The 16,937-nt window shown below is 35.7% G+C and carries 21 protein-coding genes; 7 read left to right on the top strand and 14 right to left on the bottom strand.

All coding sequences use genetic code 11. From position 1 onward, the window contains the following. Nucleotides 1-553: 553 nt before the first annotated feature. From NX902_RS15040 to spoIIM, 9 genes are all read right to left on the bottom strand, one after another. On the bottom strand, nucleotides 554-1,039 hold the full coding sequence (locus tag NX902_RS15040; protein WP_123257864.1) for an immunity protein YezG family protein: 486 nt from the start codon (nucleotides 1,037-1,039) through the stop codon (nucleotides 554-556). Continuing rightward, the gene (locus NX902_RS15045) at nucleotides 1,040-2,863 is read right to left on the bottom strand and encodes a DNA/RNA non-specific endonuclease (RefSeq protein ID WP_341160813.1); all 1,824 of its coding nucleotides are present in this window, start codon (nucleotides 2,861-2,863) and stop codon (nucleotides 1,040-1,042) included. After that, on the bottom strand, nucleotides 2,860-3,147 hold the full coding sequence (locus tag NX902_RS15050) for a hypothetical protein (protein ID WP_164463824.1): 288 nt from the start codon (nucleotides 3,145-3,147) through the stop codon (nucleotides 2,860-2,862). The genes NX902_RS15045 and NX902_RS15050 overlap by 4 nt, the downstream gene beginning before the upstream one ends. A 46-nt stretch (nucleotides 3,148-3,193) precedes the next feature. Beyond that, a complete protein-coding gene (locus tag NX902_RS15055; RefSeq protein ID WP_341160814.1) occupies nucleotides 3,194-3,403 on the bottom strand; it encodes a hypothetical protein in 210 nt (69 codons plus the stop codon). After that, entirely contained in the window at nucleotides 3,403-4,098 is a 696-nt protein-coding gene (locus tag NX902_RS15060; RefSeq protein WP_095334371.1) for a DUF4176 domain-containing protein, read from the bottom strand. The genes NX902_RS15055 and NX902_RS15060 overlap by 1 nt, the downstream gene beginning before the upstream one ends. Nucleotides 4,099-4,779: 681 nt before the next feature. After that, nucleotides 4,780-5,673, bottom strand: a complete 894-nt coding sequence (gene xerD / locus NX902_RS15065; RefSeq protein WP_095334178.1) for a site-specific tyrosine recombinase XerD — start codon at nucleotides 5,671-5,673, stop codon at nucleotides 4,780-4,782. 4 nt (nucleotides 5,674-5,677) lie between these two features. Further along, a complete protein-coding gene (locus NX902_RS15070; protein WP_047940308.1) occupies nucleotides 5,678-5,908 on the bottom strand; it encodes a YqzK family protein in 231 nt (76 codons plus the stop codon). Nucleotides 5,909-6,141: 233 nt separating this feature from the next. Next, nucleotides 6,142-6,606 (bottom strand): ferric iron uptake transcriptional regulator, encoded by a 465-nt coding sequence (fur, locus tag NX902_RS15075; RefSeq protein ID WP_095334167.1) that lies wholly within the window; start codon nucleotides 6,604-6,606, stop codon nucleotides 6,142-6,144. A gap of 144 nt (nucleotides 6,607-6,750) precedes the next feature. Continuing rightward, nucleotides 6,751-7,419: a stage II sporulation protein M gene (gene spoIIM / locus NX902_RS15080; RefSeq protein ID WP_095334169.1), complete on the bottom strand. Its 669-nt coding sequence runs from the start codon at nucleotides 7,417-7,419 to the stop codon at nucleotides 6,751-6,753. 153 nt (nucleotides 7,420-7,572) lie between these two features. Here spoIIM and NX902_RS15085 point away from each other — a divergent pair, with 153 nt between their 5' ends. Then, the gene (locus NX902_RS15085; protein ID WP_171509701.1) at nucleotides 7,573-8,130 is read left to right on the top strand and encodes a GNAT family N-acetyltransferase; all 558 of its coding nucleotides are present in this window, start codon (nucleotides 7,573-7,575) and stop codon (nucleotides 8,128-8,130) included. A gap of 36 nt (nucleotides 8,131-8,166) precedes the next feature. Here the strand turns inward: NX902_RS15085 and NX902_RS15090 are convergent, their stop codons facing one another. Both NX902_RS15090 and NX902_RS15095 read right to left on the bottom strand, forming a co-directional pair. Then, on the bottom strand, nucleotides 8,167-9,336 hold the full coding sequence (locus NX902_RS15090) for an endonuclease Q family protein (protein ID WP_341160815.1): 1,170 nt from the start codon (nucleotides 9,334-9,336) through the stop codon (nucleotides 8,167-8,169). Nucleotides 9,337-9,338: 2 nt separating this feature from the next. After that, nucleotides 9,339-9,887, bottom strand: coding sequence for an NUDIX domain-containing protein (locus NX902_RS15095; protein WP_123257868.1), 549 nt, complete (start codon nucleotides 9,885-9,887; stop codon nucleotides 9,339-9,341). Nucleotides 9,888-9,977: 90 nt separating this feature from the next. On the opposite strand from NX902_RS15095, the gene mciZ reads away from it, so the two are divergent. Together mciZ and NX902_RS15105 are read left to right on the top strand one after the other, a co-directional pair. Next, the gene (gene mciZ, locus NX902_RS15100; protein ID WP_171509703.1) at nucleotides 9,978-10,118 is read left to right on the top strand and encodes a Z-ring formation inhibitor MciZ; all 141 of its coding nucleotides are present in this window, start codon (nucleotides 9,978-9,980) and stop codon (nucleotides 10,116-10,118) included. 71 nt (nucleotides 10,119-10,189) lie between these two features. Next, on the top strand, nucleotides 10,190-11,101 hold the full coding sequence (locus tag NX902_RS15105; protein WP_123257869.1) for an aldo/keto reductase: 912 nt from the start codon (nucleotides 10,190-10,192) through the stop codon (nucleotides 11,099-11,101). Nucleotides 11,102-11,813: 712 nt separating this feature from the next. Here the strand turns inward: NX902_RS15105 and NX902_RS15110 are convergent. Beyond that, nucleotides 11,814-12,005, bottom strand: coding sequence for a hypothetical protein (locus NX902_RS15110; protein ID WP_341160816.1), 192 nt, complete (start codon nucleotides 12,003-12,005; stop codon nucleotides 11,814-11,816). A 241-nt stretch (nucleotides 12,006-12,246) separates the two neighbouring features. Between NX902_RS15110 and NX902_RS15115 the strand changes: the two genes are divergently transcribed. Both NX902_RS15115 and NX902_RS15120 read left to right on the top strand, forming a co-directional pair. Next, a complete protein-coding gene (locus NX902_RS15115) occupies nucleotides 12,247-12,483 on the top strand; it encodes a DUF3977 family protein (protein WP_095334180.1) in 237 nt (78 codons plus the stop codon). Between the two features lie 100 nt (nucleotides 12,484-12,583). Next, entirely contained in the window at nucleotides 12,584-13,141 is a 558-nt protein-coding gene (locus NX902_RS15120) for a cysteine hydrolase family protein (RefSeq protein ID WP_123259260.1), read from the top strand. Nucleotides 13,142-13,223: 82 nt separating this feature from the next. On the opposite strand, the gene pdxR is transcribed toward NX902_RS15120, so the two are convergent. Beyond that, nucleotides 13,224-14,627 (bottom strand): MocR-like pyridoxine biosynthesis transcription factor PdxR, encoded by a 1,404-nt coding sequence (pdxR, locus tag NX902_RS15125; protein ID WP_123257872.1) that lies wholly within the window; start codon nucleotides 14,625-14,627, stop codon nucleotides 13,224-13,226. Between the two features lie 107 nt (nucleotides 14,628-14,734). On the opposite strand from pdxR, the gene NX902_RS15130 reads away from it, so the two are divergent. Together NX902_RS15130 and fosM are read left to right on the top strand one after the other, a co-directional pair. Beyond that, the gene (locus tag NX902_RS15130; RefSeq protein ID WP_341160817.1) at nucleotides 14,735-15,175 is read left to right on the top strand and encodes a GNAT family N-acetyltransferase; all 441 of its coding nucleotides are present in this window, start codon (nucleotides 14,735-14,737) and stop codon (nucleotides 15,173-15,175) included. 141 nt (nucleotides 15,176-15,316) lie between these two features. Next, on the top strand, nucleotides 15,317-15,742 hold the full coding sequence (gene fosM, locus NX902_RS15135; RefSeq protein WP_095334186.1) for a FosM family fosfomycin resistance protein: 426 nt from the start codon (nucleotides 15,317-15,319) through the stop codon (nucleotides 15,740-15,742). A 139-nt stretch (nucleotides 15,743-15,881) separates the two neighbouring features. Here fosM and NX902_RS15140 read toward each other — a convergent pair whose 3' ends face one another. Then, nucleotides 15,882-16,859, bottom strand: coding sequence for an HD domain-containing protein (locus NX902_RS15140; RefSeq protein WP_341160818.1), 978 nt, complete (start codon nucleotides 16,857-16,859; stop codon nucleotides 15,882-15,884). Nucleotides 16,860-16,937 lie beyond the last annotated feature (78 nt).

Below are 16,937 nucleotides of genomic sequence, written 5' to 3' on the forward strand. Positions count from 1 at the left end.
AGAGTGCAATCTTTCCTTCCATCTATCTGCTTCATTTACTTTGTATCACCTTCGGCAGAAAGGACTTTGTTTTGTTTGGCAAACTCATCCAATGATACCTAGCCTTCTATGAAGTTCGTGTCCCTCAGACCGGAAGTTTGCCGCCCGCTTCCTTCAGATTCCGCGTCACCACGGACACCCTTGCGTTAGGCTAACTACTACTTCTGCCTTCGCAGTTCGGGACTTTCACCCTAAAGATTGCACCCATGCCGGGCACACCAAAAAAGCACTTGTTGTCTTTAATTGACAATCAAGTGCTTTAAGTTCATATGTTTTTAATAAACATTAAATTTGTAAGTTTTGTAATAACAGTATGACACCTATTGTATGTCATGACAACTACTACGTTAAAACTTACGAGTTCGTTAGTTTTATGTCCATTCCATGTCTTTATATTCGTCGCACAGTAAAATGTCATCTCGCCTAAGCTCGTACTTCGTTTTCTATTCTATCATTGCACACCATCATGGAGTATGTATTTTCAAACACCTTATATCTATAACTCTAGTAGAAATCATTTTTGTGTATTAATATATTCTCTAATTAGTTTCACATCACTTTCTCTCTTTTCATCAGGGAAAATTCCTAATTTTTTATACTTCCATATAATTAATCTCTCATAATGATTATAATTATTTTCTTCCTCTAATAAAGTATAATCAAATTCAATATCAAACTTACCAGTAGAATATAACTCAAATGTTAAATTAGTCCAAGGTTCCTGCTTATTTCTTTTAAATTCTTCCCATAACTCTCTAAAGATGCTGTCAAGAAGATTTAATTGTCGATCAGTCTCGTCTTCATCAATTCCTTCCATATCTTCAATATCTAAACTGTATATTGGTTCCTGCTTATTTTTTGGATAGTAGAAAAATACCGTCGAATCACTATATTCATCAACTTCTGAATATACCATTACTTTTTCCCATGGTTCTGGAATAATATTGTTTAACTGTATGGCTACTTTTTGATAAATACTTTCCATGTTCTCTGTATTCATTTACTTTCCTCCATATACATTTTTTAAACTGGCTTTAAATTTTTCTCCATCAATTCTGTATTTTATGTTAAAGCTAACTGGCCTCACAGAATCCCCTTCATATACAGGTCTAATATCAACTATAACTTCCCTCTTATCTCTTAAAGCTTTTGCCCAAGCAAATTCCAATTTTTTATAAGCACTTACATTAACATTACCATTCATTGCAACTATATTATCAATTAGCGGAGATCCATTAAATTGCGTACCGATTAAATGTCCACCATGATCGCCTTGAGTACTAGGAGCTTTAACTCGGTCTTCTCCACCAGCAGCTAACTGATGTTTACTATTACGTTCTCCCATCTCTAACGTTAATTCTCCAGAAGCTCTCTCAATTCTTCCTAGTTCATCTGTTTGATATAGATATCCATTCGTTTCATATTTTACATTAGGTTTCAATTTAAATTCATCTAAAAAGTGACTACCATCTTTAACTACATCATCAAAAGCCTTACTAGTATTACCCGTACCCTTAGTAGTCCCCTTCCCTTCCACTTTCCTCAAAGAGACCGGAACGATGGAATCCATCCGATTTTCTATCGTGGCTCTGCTCCACACATTGACAGGAGCCTGATTCGCTGTGCTTAGTTGGAAGGACGGATGGGGCATGAAGTTTTGTCTAAAGAAGTGGGTGACTTCTTGGACATATTGTTTTCCACTATTTTTTATGCCATTAGGCCATAGGCTGTTCTCTTTCTTGCTTCCATCGATCCGTTGGAGCGATTCTGTTGTTTTTCGTGAAACGACTGAGCGGGTTCCGCTGGCTTTATTGATACTTTTTTCTCCTTTTAACAGCTTAAGGTATTTGGCTTGGCCGGCGTATGGGATAAAGGAAGTGGCTGCACTTCCCGATACATACATGATCCCTTCTTTTTCAGCGGTGTCTGTTATAGACTGCGCCATCGATTCAAGGACGATTGCGGGATCGTGTATAATCGCATCGAGCGTTTCTGTAGCACTCTCTATCCTTTTCGTAGAAGCTTTTTTTAGAAAATCCGGCTCTATAGAATCTGGAATGATTCCTGATGCGGCTACGATTCCAGCATCGATCACAAGCGTAATAAGGCCTTTGGCTATCTCATAAATCGCTACTGCGAGCCCCTTTACAAAATCCCAAGCTCCCTCTGCTGTTACAGAAATCACATCGCTTACCTTTTCAGAGAAGGTTGTATAGCGATCCTTGACCTGAGAGGCCTTGTTTGCATATTCATCATCTGTGTTTTCATACTTTTTTACTTTTGACTCATAGAGATCCCACAGCTCTTCCATTTTATTTTTTAACTTGGATTGAACAGATTCCATATCATTTCGAATGCTTTCCAGCTGTTGTTTATTATATCTGCTTCGCTCTCTTTCTTCCAGATCTGTATCGTCAAACAGACTAAATAGAAGGCTGGGGGACCGATATGTTTCCTGAATGGCGCGGCTAAGTCTATAGGTTACTCCCCATTCAATTTGGGTGAGATTCCCCCAAATATCGTTCCGATCGACTCTCATCATGCTGTTTCTGGAAATAGGGGTAATGTAGGCCGTTGTATCAGCCACATAGTTTTCAAACAATGTTAATAAATCCTCTATTTGCGTCTGGTAGCTTTGGATATTTTTCTTGGATTCCTGCATAAGATCTTCCCATGCTTCCAGACTCTTTCCCGCGTTCCTCTCTGTATAGCCTGCTATCGTATTTAGAGAAGTCTGCATCTGATGAAGGGCCCGCTTATATGTATGAAGCTGTTCAATAATCTGATCCAGAATCCCATAGTTAATTTTCAAGTCCCGTTTCATGACTGACCGCTCCGAATGTCCTTGCCGATTTCTTCGTCTGCCTTTGTCATTTCTTCCAATATGCTTTTACCGGCTGTATAGACAGCATGCATATTTTTTACTAACTCTTTATTTACATCATTATTCATATGATCCAGAATAGCATCTACTTTATCGATGAAATCAGAATGAAAGTTTTTCAGCTGATTTCTTGTGCCTGTACGAAAGGTGTCTGTGTAACTACTAAACTCATCGATACTGGATTGCAGGGTTTGTAAAGTTGCCTGTAACTCACGGATATCCATCTTTATCTGTGCGGTTCCCAATGGTAAACTCCTCTCTCCTATTTTCTCATCTAAAAGGAACGGATTCAATAGCGACAATCAGTCGATTCAGTTCTCTAATCATTTCTTCTATTTTTTCCCGCATCTCTTCTTCCACTGAGGCATTTTCTAAGTCCATTTGCTCAAAATTTTTCTGTATGCCCTCTTTGGCATCTTCCAAAAAAGAGATCATATTTGATACTAAGCTAGAGGAAAATCTTGACGTATAGTTTGCCATTATCTTTCACCAGCTCTTTCCATTTCCACTTGTAACGATTGCATGTCCTGTGCGGAAAACTCAATTGATGTCATCTTTTTTTCTACAACTAGCTCTTCTTTCATAAGCAGTTCAAATGCTTCTTCCATCTCATCTTTAAAACCCATATGTAGGACATTTGTAATCAAAGGCTCTGTGAAATAAAGGATAGCATCTTTCTTCATTTCTCCTACAGGATAAACCACACCGCCGTACGGAAAAAACGTTTGATAGCCTGTTGGAACGGTATAACGTTTAGTGATGACAATTTTGGCTGCTGAAGAAGTTTGCTGTTCTGGCAGAAAGTAAAGGGGATTCAGTTCCACAACTGACCCTAATGGCAGCACTTCTCTCATTATTTCTATGCAGGAAGTAACGAAGGGGAAGAAAAGATGGTCCTGTAAACGATAATGGGACTGTCTAAACTGAATCACATGCTCCTTATCCTCTTTTCTATAATAAATGGCCTCCTGGTTGGTGCTCTTTATATCATAGGAACGGAGCCCTTGCTTATAAGCAAAATAGAGTTCCCGAAAGACGAGCTCGTCCTCCAGATATAAGTCAGCAAACGCATGGATTGCCGTACGATATTTATCCTTTGATTCATCGGATAAAGAATCCATGAGCTGAGCTATTTTTTTCATTGCCAACGCCTTTAACTGTTTTCTATCATTCAAATGGCTCCCTCCCTGCCATGTAAATATTTTACATACATATATTATAAATGAGGGAATGGAAAATGATAAGGTGAAAAATAGCTAAATACCAAAGACCTACTTATATTCCTTTATTTTCCTAAATAACTCTTCATTCAAATGCTGTCTCTGATAATTTTAAATCCCGAAAGACTTGACTCCCTCAAACGCTAGTTTTGCTTTTTCCTACTAAATTTTCTAAAATTAGATTCTATCCTCCTTAGTATATTTTTTGAAATCCTGCAATCCTTGAGCCTTATAAGGATGAAATGGATTTAATATTTTATTGCTTTTATAAATGTGAAAGTTAAATAACGAAAAAAGGAGTTTTCTTAATGAGGATTTATTGAAAGAATACTTAGAATTGAGGACTTTTAGAAAGATACAAATACTTAGAGAATTCTTATCCGAATAAACAAAATATATGGAAATGGAGCCGAGTAAAAAAAATATATGGAAATGGAGCCGAGTAAAAAAAACTATATTTGAATGAAGCTGATGAAGAAGAGTACATTTAAATACAACAAAAATAGCCCCAAGACTTCAATTTATCCAAGGAGCTATCCGTAAACTATACTTTTCCTGCTACTGTTTTATAAGTTGCTGACAGTGTCTTTTTCTCCTTACTATTTACCCTTTTAAATAAAAACTCTCTCCCGCCCACTAGGCACGAGGATGAAATTGACTATATACATCTTTCAATCTAGTTTTTGTTACATGGGTGTATATTTGAGTTGTCGAGATATCAGCATGACCGAGCATTTCCTGCACCGCTCTTAAATCAGCACCATTTTCTAATAAATGAGTTGCAAACGAATGTCTTAATGTGTGCGGTGTTATTTCTTTTTCAATATGGGCTTCCTTCCCTAAACGCTTTAAAATTTTCCAAAAGCCTTGTCTTGTTAATCGATTGCCATGGTGATTTAAGAACAAGGAATGCTCCGTGGATTTCTTTTGGTTTAAAAATGTTGGTCTCCCTTGATGCAAATAATCCTCCAATGCCCTCGTAGCTGCTCCGCCAATAGGGATGATTCTTTCTTTGTTCCCTTTTCCTATACAGCGGATAAACCCCATTGTAAGATGAACATCATCCATATTTAAATTGATCAACTCACTCACACGGATTCCTGTTGCATAGAGAAGCTCAAGCATCGCTTTATCTCTGAGTCCATAATGGTCATTTTTATGAGGAAAATCAAGCAGTGCTTCTACTTCCTCCATAGAAAGAACTTTTGGCAATGTTCTTTCTGCCTGCGGTGTTTCAATATGTACAGTTGGATCCTCTTCAAGCACACGATCGCGGAATAAAAATTGATGAAATGCACGAATAGATGCTATATGTCGTGCGATTGTTTTAGAGGACTTTCCTTGGTCCTTTAAAAAACCTAAAAAGCGAATAATGTGGGAACGCTGTATTTCTTTGAGATTACATTGTTCTACATTTTTCATATATTTTATATAGCTTTTCAAGTCTCTTTCATATGATACAAGTGTATTACTCGCTAAACCCTTTTCCACTAATAAATAATGTATAAAATCTTTTAATTGATCTTCCATAGGACTATTCCCCATTTAAGTAAAACAGGAATATTCGATCCCTCCATGAATATTTTTCTGTTTCCAGACTATTATCTGCATTCACCTTGATGGCAGAACCTGATGGCTCATCATAGCGATGTAGTTGTTGATATTCTTGATTAAACCAAACGATTGCATAATAAAAAAGAATCGTACATCCTGTAAATAGGAGAAATACTTTTAGTGTATTTATAATTGCTTTTGTCCATCTCATCCAAAATCCCTCCATAACTTCTATAATACAAGCTATGCCAGATTGGACATTTAATATACCTAATGGACCTATTATTCTTATTATAATAGAAATAAATATTATTTAAAGCGTTATGCGTTGAATAATTTACTTCCACTTTTTCATTTGGTATCTTATGTAAATGCGATAAAGGTAACATTCCTATTTTCGATTAGTAATTAACAAAAATAAAAAACCTTCTCTACTGAAAAGGTTTATTCTGCGGATGAAACATCCTCGCTTTTTTCCGTGCAACGATGACAAATACCATGAAATGTTAGACGATGATCTTTAATTTTAAAATTCCAGTCACGCTCTACTAATTTCTCTACATCTCCTAGTAAATCTTCTTGAATTTCATCCACTGCTCCACATTCAATACATACTAAATGGTGATGAAAGTGGGCTGCACCTTCTTGTCTCAAATCATACCTAGAAACACCGTCACCAAAATTTATTTTATCAACAATCTTCAATTCCGTTAGTAGTTCAAGTGTGCGATATACGGTTGCCAATCCAATTTCAGGAGATTTCTCTTTAACGAGTAAGTATACATCTTCTGCACTGAGATGGTCTTCTTCATTTTCTAATAATACTCGAACTGTTGCTTCCCTTTGGGGAGTTAATTTATAGCTCGAAGAATGCAACAGCTTTTTTATTCTATCTATTCTACTTTCCATTCCGAAAGTCCCTCCCTAGCCACTGTCCATCTCATTATAACAGAAGTAGGAAAAGAATCCTAATAAAAATTATTATAAATAACAATTAATAATAATTATTAATTTATAATGACTATCATTGATAATAAATCAACAAGCTTCCCACTATCCAAAAGGGATAGTAATAATAATAGATTGTACCATATTAATGACAGCTTTCATTAATAATGGCGAAATATATGCCTCTACTGCAGCAGCAATGCCGATTACTATAAAGGCCATTATTAGAAGAATAGTATATCTAGCAAACAGCGGCAGCATTGGTTCTCCCTTTTTCTTCATAAATTGCTGGCGAATCATTTTAAAAGAGAATGCTACTGATAGTGTAGCAGAAATTATAAAAATTGGAATAACAATTAGATTTTGTGGCAGAACCGACACAAATGATAGTAAAAATCCATGCCATCCCATTTGATTTACTAAAAAGCCAACCGTGAAACCAACTACCATCCCTTTAATAAATAGTAGAATTAAAATAATAGGCAATCCAATGATCGAAATACCTAACAGCCAAATAAAACCTATATACTTACTATTATGCGAAAAGCTTTGAAAAAACAAATCTTTACTGTCCGCTACCTGTCCATTTGAAACCTGTCCAAAAAACTGTGTTAAATAATAATAGAGATCTTCCTTTTGGGAGAGAGACAAACTATTCACTACAATTGCACCAAAAATAACCCCCATTAAAAACAATACAATGATAAATAAATAAATTGAGGAATGTTCGCGTATATGATTCACTAGGATATTCTGATATTTTTTCTTTTTCATTGCCTTTCCTCCCGCCAATTCTGTTAGTTAATGTTTATGCAAAAAAAAAGGGCATATGACTATAAATCTATTATTAATAGAAATGAAAAAATAATAAGATTATTATATTATTGATTATAGAGATAGATAGATTAACAAATGGAGGTGAGTGTTTTGAAACCAATATTAATCGATTTACCAGAAACGATCGAAACAGACAGGCTAGTCATACGCCCCTGTATGCCAGGAGATGGCAAAGATGTATATGAAAGCATTCAGCGGTCTAAAGAAGACTTTAAACCTTGGATGAGTTTTGCCAATCAGGAGCAAACACTAGAGGAAGTGGAAGCAGGCGTACGAGAATCATATGCCAAATATATTTTAAGAGAAGATATTCGATTACATATTTATTTAAAAGCAACAAATGAATTTATTGGATCAACCGGTCTACATTCGATCGATTGGAAAGTCCGCGTGTTTGAAATAGGCTATTGGTGTGATTCAGCTCATACAGGAAAAGGCTATATTACCGAGAGTACAAAAGCATTAATAAAGTTCGCACAAAGTACACTTGAGGCTAATCGTATTGAGATACGAGTAGATTCCACCAACATGAAAAGCCGTGCTATCCCAGAAAAACTTGGCTTCTCATTAGATGGGATTTTGAAAAATGAAACACTAAGTGCCGATACAGCAGAATTAAGAGATATTTGTCTTTATTCTTTGGCATAATGCAGAAAATCCCACAATTGTGATGTGGGATTTTTGCTATAACTTATCTACTCTAACCTTGCCGTATTTGCCGCCCCCGCCAACTTGCAAGTCTACCATTCCCGTTCTCGCTGCAACAATATAATCTGCCACTTTCTTTGGCACAACCTCCACTAGCTTTTCATAGGGGGCTTCATGAATGATTTGCATTTCAGTTGAAAAATAATCTAGCAATTTTTGCAGCGTTTTTTTTCCTAATCCAGGTATATATTCTAACGGAATTTGATGAATATACGGAGGTCTACTAGGCGCACTGGCTGCATCTTTTAAATCGCTAATTCTTGCTGCCACCCCTTTTACCCATTTATGACTTCCGCATTCTGTGCAGATCCCTGTCGCTTCCGAAAATGGAGAATAGCATTTCATGCAAACTGTTTCGTGATACTTACCTAATTTCGGATCTAATCCATAATTGGCAATAATTTTTCTACCTTCTTCTTGATGAAGAACTTTTGCAAATTCAGCAAAAGAAGCGTCCTCCATTTCCATGACCTGATATTCCCGAGCCATTTTTTCTAAAGAATGGGCATCAGAATTGGTTATAAATGAAAAAGAATGTAATTCTCTGATTTGGTCTGCCATCTCGGTATCAGAACTCAAACCAAGCTCAATCCCATCAATCATTTTCTCGTCTAAAACTTCTTTAAAGGAACGATTAACTCCGCTGCCATATAAACTTTTAAACGGTGTGAAGACATGGGCAGGAACGAATAATCCATTTAATTCCTTTACTTTATACTGTAATTCCTTTCCACTGATATAAAGGCGCTGCGAGCTTAATGTTACATTTTTCATATGGTGAGAAATCCAATTAGAAAATTCCTTCATTTTAGCCAATGTCGGTAGATAGCATAGCACATGAATAGGACCCTTACAGAAAGAATCATATATTTCGAGCTCTGAGCCAAGAATAATCGTAATCCCTTCCATTCTTACCCCACCATCGGCTAATTCCAGCATCTTCCCTTGTGCTATTAACTCCTCCATTTCCGATATTACTTCAGGAGAATGGCAATCAATGATCCCAATCATATCAAGACCTTTTTGCTTACTGGCATATTCTATGATTGCCGTTAAAGTTAAGTTTCTTGATGCTGTTATTTTTACCGGTTTCCCGCTCTTTGTTCTACCAATATGGATATGTAAATCAGTGTAATACGAATTCATTTTTACTCCTTTAAATTTGCAATTTGTAAATATTGTACCCCAAAAATCGTTTTAGCATCAAAAATACGCTTTTCTTTGATAAATTCCAATGCCTCATCTAGTGTAATTTCTAATACATTCACAAACTCATCTTCATCAAGTCCGGCTGCATTTTCTTTTTGCTTTAATCCTTTTGCCACATATACATGAATAATTTCATCAGCAAATCCTGGGGAAGTATAGAATGAGCTTACCAATTCCAGAGATTCACATTCATATCCCGTCTCTTCTTCTAACTCTCTTCTAGCACAAAGAGCTGGTTCTTCGTCTTTTTCTAATTTCCCAGCAGGAATCTCCACAATTACTTTTTCAAGCGGCTTTCGATATTGTTCTACCATAACTAGTTTATTATCATCCGTTATCGCTATTACAGCAACCGCGCCTGGATGCTTTACAAGTTCGCGCGTGGACGTTTTCCCATTCGGCAATTCGACCTCATCCACTTGAACTTGAATGATTCTCCCGCTATAAATATGCTCTGTTTTTAATGTTTTTTCTTCCAATGTACTCATTTGACACACTCCTGTTCTATTAAGCCAAAGCTCTGACATATAGATTATTATACTTCATTTCTGTTCAATGGAAAGGATTGGGGGAAGCTTTTGAAAGTATATATCCAGGAAAAAGGAATTATTTTATCAGGAAAGGCTTGGAAAATCCGCTATATTCTTAAAAAATACCAAACGGAATTTACTTATGTAAAAGATTGGATAAACGCAAATGCTGACAGCTCTCAAAAATAAGCCATATTCTTTGTGAATAAACAGCATCTTTCGTACAATAAGAGATATCTTTAGTGGAGAGGTGTTCAATTTTGCAAAAGTCTCAATTAGGCAATTCTAACTTATTTGTTTCCAAATTAGGTCTAGGCTGTATGAGTCTCGGTACCGAAGAAAAAACTGCTTTCCCAATTTTAGAAGCAGCACTTGAAGAAGGAATTAATTATTTTGACACAGCGGATCTATATGATCAAGGGAAAAATGAGCAATTGCTCGGTCAGTTTTTCAAGAATAATCGCGAAGATGTCATTCTTGCTACAAAGGTAGGCAATAAGTGGGAAGAAGGAAAAGAAGGCTGGGTTTGGGATGCAAGTAAAGCCTATATTAAAGAACAAGTAAAACAAAGCCTAAAGCGCCTTGGCACAGATTATATTGATTTATATCAGCTGCATGGAGGCACGATGGCAGATCCGATAGAGGAAACGATTGAGGCATTTGAAGAATTAAAAGAAGAAGGATTTATTCATTATTATGGCATTTCCTCCATTCGTCCTAATGTCATTCGCGAATATGTGAAACGTTCTTCGATTGTTTCTGTGATGATGCAATACAGCATTTTGGACAGACGTCCTGAGGAAGAAGCACTGCCATTACTTGCCGAAAACAATATTAGTGTTGTCACTCGCGGACCGGTTGCAAAAGGTCTATTAAGCCCTAAATATCGTGAAAAACTATCGGAGAAAGGCTATTTAGATTATTCTGGTGAAGAACTAACAGAAGTGTTACATACACTGGAACAAAAATTCTTAGATAATCGTACACTTACAGAGGCTGCCGTGCAATATAATTTAGCTCAGCCCGCTGTTGCTAGCATCATTGCTGGAGCAAGCTCAGCAGAACAGCTTCGCGCTAACGCAAAAGCAGTTAACAGTGCCCCTCTATCTGCGGATGAAATAGCATTCATTAAAAAGATTTCCAAAGCATCTGTTTATGAAGCACATCGTTAATAGGATAAGTGTTTTTTACGGAGCTTGTTCCCCGAATGGTTCATAGAATTTTTCTATGAACCATTTTTTATGATGGATGAATGCCAATTTTACTTATTGTTTTTGTAGGCGGGCGGAGCTCATCTTGGTTTTGAACGCTAGTTTTGAGCACTGTCTTTTGAAAAGTGGTTTTCATCTTGCTTATGAACACTTTTTTTTGGGCTCTATCTATTGAAAAGTGGTTTTCATCTTGCTTATGAACACCTTTTTCGAGCTCTATCTATTGAATAGTGGTTTTCATCTTGCTTATGAACACTTTTTTTGAGCACTGTCTTTTGAATAGTGGTTTTCATCTTGCTTATGAACACTTTTTTTGAGCACTGTCTTTTGAATAGTGGTTTTCATCTTGCTTATGAACACCTTTTTTGGACTCTGTCTCTTGAAAAGCGGTTTTCATCTTGCTTATGAACACCTTTTTCGGGCTCTATCTATTGAATAGTGGTTTTCATCTTGCTTATGAACACCTTTTTTTGGGCTCTGTCTCTTGAATAATGGTTTTCATCTTGCTTATGAACACCTTTTTCGAGCTCTGTCTTTTGAAAAGCGGTTTTCATCTTGCTTATGAACACCTTTTTCGGGCTCTATCTATTGAAAAGTGGTTTTCATCTTGCTTATGAACACTTTTTTTTGGGCTCTATCTATTGAAAAGTGGTTTTCATCTTGGTTTTGAACGCTAGTTTTGGGCTCTGTCTCTTGAATAATGGTTTTCATCTTGCTTATGAACACCTTTTCGAGCTCTGTCTTTTGAATAATGGTTTTCATCTTGCTTATGAACACCTTTTCGAGCTCTGTCTCTTGAATAATGGTTTTCATCCTGCTTATGAACACCTTTTTCGAGCTCTGTCTTTTGAAAAGTGGTTTTCATCTTGCTTATGAACACCTTTTTCGAGCTCTGTCTCTTGAATAGTGGTTTTCATCTTGCTTATGAACACCTTTTCGAGCTCTGTCTCTTGAATAATGGTTTTCATCTTGCTTATGACACCCTTTTTTGGGCTCTGTCTCTTGAAAAGCGGTTTTCATCTTGGTTTTGAACGATTATTTTAACACCAATATATTATTCTTATCGAAATAACACCTTAACTAAATAGGAGAAACGGGGAATCAGTTTGAAATACATAGAATTTGGTATAGGCAACAAATGGCTTATACGAACAGAAACAGAATTAGAAGATGGAACAGAGTTTGAGGAAAAAGGAATAAAGAGACCTATTAAATTTCAATCACTATATACTAGAATTTGGATTGGAAAAACAGTGCTTATTATCGACTCAAAAGAAGGATTTAAGCAAGCTACTAAAAATGGAAAATCCTTCAAATTAATACTTGGAATAAAAAGCCTCTAAAAGTTTATTTAATCTCCAAAAGGAAAACCTCTCCACAATCGCGAATATAATATCGTAGTTAAAAAGCTACTACTATTCTTTACTTAAAGGGGTTTTTCGATTGAATCAAGCATTATTAATTATTGATGTTCAACAAGAGCTGGTTGAAGGAAATGCAGAAGCAAAAGGAGTCTATAACAAACAAGGTTTATTAGAAACAATCAATTTAGTAATAAAGAAAGCTATTGAATCAGGGATAGAGATCATTTTTGTAAGAGATAAAGATGTTGCAGGAGGAAAAGGACCTGGATTTGACATTCACTCCGATATAAATGTCCCTCGCGAAGTTAAAATCTTTGATAAATATGCAACCAATGCATTCTATGGAACAGGTTTATTAGAGTATCTACAGGAAAAAGAAATGCGCCATCTTGTTATTATGGGGTGCGAAACTCCTTATTGTATTGATACAGCGGTCCGAACAGCAACGGTTAATCATATGGATGTCACCCTAGTTGGGGATGGACATTCCACAACCGATTCTTCTATCCTTTCTGCCGAGACCATTATAAAGCATCACAATACAATATTACATGGCCATTATAATGTCGATCATTTTTCCATAGTTCGCAATGCTGCCGAGGATTTGTTTACGCCTACTCATGATACATATCGATAATTTTCTCTCAAGAATAATCTAAAATTCCTAAACAAAAGTCATCTTAAAAATGGCTTTTGTTTAGCTAATTTCATTAATCACTCTAGATCTCCCAAGCACTTCTCAGTAAACCAATACCCTCATCCATTTCTGCGTCTGTTAATCCCCCATACCCTAAAATTACTTTTGGATTACCTGTATAGCGTTTCTCAAAGTAATACATGGAAAGCGGATATACCTTAACTCCACAGGCCAATGCCTTTTCTATTAATTGTGTTTCTGTCCACTCAGTATAAACTTCTAAAACAATATGAAGACCAGCATTTTCTCCAATCACTTTTACAAATCCACCTAAATAATGTTGAATCGTTTGCAGTAATACTTGGCGCTTCTTTCGATATAATGTTCTCATTTTATTTAAATGACTATTCCAATGGCCCTCTTTAATAAAACGATACAAAGTGTCTTGATGCATGCGAGAAACAGTCTGTTTATACACGGTAAAATGCTTCCTATATGTAGAATATAAAGATTTTGGGAGGACAGCAAAGCTTATGCGCAGGGATGGAATTAAGGATTTTGAGAAGGTTCCTAGATAAATAATCCGATTGTTCTTATCTAGTCCTTGAAGTGCCGGAATCGGCTTTCCCTTATAGCGATACTCCCCATCATAATCATCTTCTATAATATAACCGCCTTTTTTTTCTGCCCATTTAAGCAATTCTAATCGACGTGTAATAGGCATAATCATTCCATATGGAAATTGATGAGAAGGAGTTACATAAGCAATATTTGCTTTACTCTTATTCAACTGTGAAACATTCATGCCATTGTCATCAACCGAAATTGGTAAAACGTTAATCCCCATATCTTGTAAAACAACTCTAATTCGATGATAGCCTGGATTTTCAAGAGCGTATGTTTTATCCCTTCCGATCAATAAACCAATTAACCCAATTAGCATTTGCGTACCTGCACCTAGAATAATGTGGTCAGGATGACAGTTTACGCCTCTTGTCGCATATAAGTGTTTAGCAATCTGCTCTCTTAAATTAAATTCCCCTTGTGGATCTCCGTTCGAAAACCAGAAGTTTTGGTCTTCATATATCGATTGCATAGAAAGCTTTCTCCAAGTATTATAAGGAAAATAGCTACTATCGACATTTCCTGAATTAAAGTCTATTTTCACAGGATTTGCCTGTTCTACCTTTTGCATTTCCTTATTCTCTTCAGTATCGAGCCGGCTACGAAATTCTTCATCAATAGTTAATACAAATAATCCTTTACGCGGAATACTTTCCACATATCCTTCTGCACAAAGTTGATCATAGGCCGATTGGACTGTGTTTAAACTAATTTGCAAATGTTCCGCCAGCTTTCTTTTCGATGGCAATTTTTCATTCGGTGAAATATGGTTATTCATAATTTCTTGTTTAATAAAATCCGCTAACTGCATATAAAGGGGCTTACCACTATCCTTCTGTAAAATTGGTGTTAATTCTAGCATTAGTATCCACTCCTTCCCTTCAGCTGATACCTTTAAAAAGGACAATTCTGGTACTTTAGATTATACCAGATTGCCATTACATTAGAGATAGAAAGGGAGGAATGGATATGTTAAATGACCAATTACTTATTAAAGAATTAACTTCTGAAGCAGAATGGGAAAAAGCTTTTCCTGTTATGAAACAATTGAGAACGCAATTAAATTTGGATACTTATCTTACATTAGTGTCAGAGTCTGTAAAAAAAGAAGACTACCGTTTGATTGCACTTTATAATCAGAATGAAATTGTCGCCCTTTGTGGGTTTATGCCTATGATAACCTTGTATAACGGCAAATTCATCTGGGTATGCGAATTAATTACAGACAGCAAGCATCGGTCGAAAGGATATGGAAAGGTATTATTAAACTATGTTCATGAGTGGGCTGTCGCTAATGACTATCCTATCGTGTCTTTATCCTCTGGTTTACAGCGAATCGATGCCCATCGCTTTTATGAAGAAAAAATGGAATATGATAAAGTAAGCTATGTTTATCTGAAAAAAATCTAATGGAAAGTAAAAGAGACATTTGCTACTTAAGGAAATGTCTCTTTTATCATTAAATAACTAGTATCCTTTTAATATACTGTATTACTATTAAAAAAGGAGTTACCTTAACTCTAAAGAATGATAATAACAGGAGGGATTACAATGATAAAAGGACTTAATCACTTTTTATTTTCTGTTTCCAATTTAGAAAAATCTATTCTTTTTTACCAACAGGTATTTGATGCAAAATTGTTAGTAAAAGGTCGTTCTACCGCTTATTTTGATTTAGGTGGAATATGGTTAGCCTTAAATGAAGAGAAAGATATTCCAAGAAACGAGATTCACCATTCTTATACACATATTGCCTTTTCGATAGAGGAAGCTGACTATGATAAAACATTAAAAAAATTAGAGCATCTTAATGTTCGCCTTCTCGATGGCAGAGAAAGAGATGAAAAAGATAAAAAATCCATTTATTTTACTGATCCAGATGGCCATAAATTCGAATTTCATACTGGAACATTAAGTGACCGCATCCATTACTATAAAACCGAAAAACAACATATGACTTTTTTTGAAAGGGATTAACCATTAAATTTAAGAATCATGCAGTAAGTCAGAGGCAATAGTTATCTATTAATCTATTAGAACGATATATGGATTTACTTTGCATGCTTAAAAGTTAGTACAGAAGGGATTGAAACGAGTAACCAATAAAACAACTCCCTTACGCTTCTATCACTTTTACATAAGCACCTTTCCTCGCTTTTTGCAAAGCTGCATGATTCATCCCTTGAATTTTTTGCGAAAGGCTTGAAGCACTTAGTAGTTTATTTCGGCAGAAAATTAATGGGTCAATAAGTCGAACCTTATTCTTTAAATGGATATCAAAATCCTCTTCATCTTCGACTACTTTCACACTGGGATGGAGCTTATTCCATAGCATTTGGAGCTCCACATTCTTTGCTGTACTTATTTTATGGATTAACTCCTTATCCTCGCCTAGAAAATCAGAAAATTGTAGGATGCTATGAGCTAATGCTGCTTTTAAAACTTTTGTTAACTGGTCATATCCATAAATATTTAACGGATGCATGAAAAAATCGATGACCTCTTTGTAATAGGTTTCAACAAACCATTCTGCCGAATCGACATGTTGTAAACACATTTTCCCTTCAACTATTACAATATTTTCTAAAAATCCTTCTACATCCTTTAACGATATTTTTCCATATGTATACATATCTCGTAATGTATAGTCCACACGATCGGCACATAATTTTGGTGCAGGTTGCTCCAAAATGGTCCATTTAGAATCGTCTCCGATTATTTTCACATAGTCATAATGATATTTTTCTAAGATTATCGGTATTTCAGAATCCTTTATCACAGAAAGAAATATTTCCTCATGATAATTCTCATTCTGTTTATCTAAGACAAAGTCAATAATATGGGAAAAGGCAGTATGAGACACATCATGCAATAAACCAGCAATTTGTTCCTCTATCGAACCTCCAAGCTTTCGGATTAAAAGCATAACCCCAATTGAATGCTCATAGCGCGTGACATTCCAGTTTTCATTTACTAAATAACTTGCTCCGCCTTGATGAATTCCTTTTAATCGCTGGATTGGCTTACTTTCTATTAATTCTATTAAAACTTTTTCTATCTCAAAATTCCCGTACAGTTTATCAGATATTAGCAAAATTATTCTCCCTCTTATTCAATGTAAAAATACAACTTTTTTTAAAAAATTTCATACACTTCCAATAATTGTATAGTA

The organism is Niallia sp. FSL W8-0954, from assembly GCF_038005605.1.
Taxonomy (GTDB): Bacteria; Bacillota; Bacilli; order Bacillales; family Cytobacillaceae; genus Niallia; species Niallia circulans_A.

Bases quoted from the DNA above. Each gene is read 5' to 3' on its own strand.
- NX902_RS15110 (WP_341160816.1), bottom strand. From the start codon at position 12,005: ATGAAAACCACTTTTCAAAAGACAGAGCTCGAAAAAGGTGTTCATAAG.
- pdxR (WP_123257872.1), bottom strand. From the start codon at position 14,627: ATGCTAGAATTAACACCAATTTTACAGAAGGATAGTGGTAAGCCCCTT.
- NX902_RS15095 (WP_123257868.1), bottom strand. From the start codon at position 9,887: ATGAGTACATTGGAAGAAAAAACATTAAAAACAGAGCATATTTATAGC.
- NX902_RS15090 (WP_341160815.1), bottom strand. From the start codon at position 9,336: ATGAATTCGTATTACACTGATTTACATATCCATATTGGTAGAACAAAG.
- spoIIM (WP_095334169.1), bottom strand. From the start codon at position 7,419: ATGAAAAAGAAAAAATATCAGAATATCCTAGTGAATCATATACGCGAA.
- xerD (WP_095334178.1), bottom strand. From the start codon at position 5,673: ATGGAAGATCAATTAAAAGATTTTATACATTATTTATTAGTGGAAAAG.
- fur (WP_095334167.1), bottom strand. From the start codon at position 6,606: ATGGAAAGTAGAATAGATAGAATAAAAAAGCTGTTGCATTCTTCGAGC.
- NX902_RS15045 (WP_341160813.1), bottom strand. From the start codon at position 2,863: ATGAAACGGGACTTGAAAATTAACTATGGGATTCTGGATCAGATTATT.
- NX902_RS15055 (WP_341160814.1), bottom strand. From the start codon at position 3,403: ATGGCAAACTATACGTCAAGATTTTCCTCTAGCTTAGTATCAAATATG.
- NX902_RS15070 (WP_047940308.1), bottom strand. From the start codon at position 5,908: ATGAGATGGACAAAAGCAATTATAAATACACTAAAAGTATTTCTCCTA.
- NX902_RS15130 (WP_341160817.1), top strand. From the start codon at position 14,735: ATGTTAAATGACCAATTACTTATTAAAGAATTAACTTCTGAAGCAGAA.
- NX902_RS15040 (WP_123257864.1), bottom strand. From the start codon at position 1,039: ATGAATACAGAGAACATGGAAAGTATTTATCAAAAAGTAGCCATACAG.
- NX902_RS15050 (WP_164463824.1), bottom strand. From the start codon at position 3,147: ATGGATATCCGTGAGTTACAGGCAACTTTACAAACCCTGCAATCCAGT.
- fosM (WP_095334186.1), top strand. From the start codon at position 15,317: ATGATAAAAGGACTTAATCACTTTTTATTTTCTGTTTCCAATTTAGAA.